This is a genomic window from Streptomyces sp. NPDC111744, from assembly GCF_055634995.1.
Window position 1 is genome coordinate 3,181 of the sequence record NZ_JBVKCG010000065.1, and the last position, 1,603, is coordinate 4,783.

2 rRNA genes (1 of these 2 cut by a window edge) are annotated in these 1,603 nt (G+C 56.6%); both read left to right on the forward strand.

Annotation, left to right across the window (positions count from 1 at the left end):
- Positions 1–1,393: ribosomal RNA gene (locus tag ACZ7OO_RS43935) — 23S ribosomal RNA — on the forward strand; it begins 1,354 nt to the left of the window's first position.
- A gap of 93 nt (positions 1,394–1,486) precedes the next feature.
- A 5S ribosomal RNA gene (rrf, locus tag ACZ7OO_RS43940) occupies positions 1,487–1,603 on the forward strand.

Consider the following 1,603-nt stretch of genomic DNA (forward strand, 5'->3'; position numbering starts at 1 on the left):
TCTGAGACCTGATGCCGAGCCGATTGTGGTGAAGTGGATGATCCTATGCTGTCGAGAAAAGCCTCTAGCGAGTTTCATGGCGGCCCGTACCCTAAACCGACTCAGGTGGTCAGGTAGAGAATACCGAGGCGTTCGGGTGAACTATGGTTAAGGAACTCGGCAAAATGCCCCCGTAACTTCGGGAGAAGGGGGGCCACACCTGGTGATGATCTTTACGGTCTGAGCTGGGGGTGGCCGCAGAGACCAGCGAGAAGCGACTGTTTACTAAAAACACAGGTCCGTGCGAAGCCGTAAGGCGATGTATACGGACTGACGCCTGCCCGGTGCTGGAACGTTAAGGGGACCGGTTAGTCACATTTCGGTGTGGCGAAGCTGAGAACTTAAGCGCCAGTAAACGGCGGTGGTAACTATAACCATCCTAAGGTAGCGAAATTCCTTGTCGGGTAAGTTCCGACCTGCACGAATGGCGTAACGACTTCTCGACTGTCTCAACCATAGGCCCGGTGAAATTGCACTACGAGTAAAGATGCTCGTTTCGCGCAGCAGGACGGAAAGACCCCGGGACCTTTACTACAGTTTGATATTGGTGTTCGGTTCGGCTTGTGTAGGATAGCTGGGAGACTTTGAAGCGGCCACGCCAGTGGTTGTGGAGTCGTCGTTGAAATACCAGTCTGGTCGTGCTGGATGTCTAACCTGGGTCCGTGATCCGGATCAGGGACAGTGTCTGATGGGTAGTTTAACTGGGGCGGTTGCCTCCTAAAGGGTAACGGAGGCGCCCAAAGGTTCCCTCAGCCTGGTTGGTAATCAGGTGTTGAGTGTAAGTGCACAAGGGAGCTTGACTGTGAGACCGACGGGTCGAGCAGGGACGAAAGTCGGGACTAGTGATCCGGCGGTGGCTTGTGGAAGCGCCGTCGCTCAACGGATAAAAGGTACCCCGGGGATAACAGGCTGATCTTCCCCAAGAGTCCATATCGACGGGATGGTTTGGCACCTCGATGTCGGCTCGTCGCATCCTGGGGCTGGAGTCGGTCCCAAGGGTTGGGCTGTTCGCCCATTAAAGCGGTACGCGAGCTGGGTTTAGAACGTCGTGAGACAGTTCGGTCCCTATCCGCTGCGCGCGCAGGAGTCTTGAGAAGGGCTGTCCCTAGTACGAGAGGACCGGGACGGACGAACCTCTGGTGTGCCAGTTGTTCTGCCAAGGGCATGGCTGGTTGGCTACGTTCGGGAGGGATAACCGCTGAAAGCATCTAAGCGGGAAGCCTGCTTCGAGATGAGGACTCCCACCCACTTGATGGGGTAAGGCTCCCAGTAGACGACTGGGTTGATAGGCCGGATCTGGAAGCACCGTGAGGTGTGGAGGTGACCGGTACTAATAGGCCGAGGGCTTGTCCTCAGTTGCTCGCGTCCACTGTGTTGGTTCTGAAACCACGAACAGCCCCATGTCCTGGGCCACAGGGTGTGGTGCGGCAGTTCAGTTTCATAGTGTTTCGGTGGTCATAGCGTGAGGGAAACGCCCGGTTACATTCCGAACCCGGAAGCTAAGCCTTACAGCGCCGATGGTACTGCAGGGGGGACCCTGTGGGAGAGTAGGACACCGCCGAAC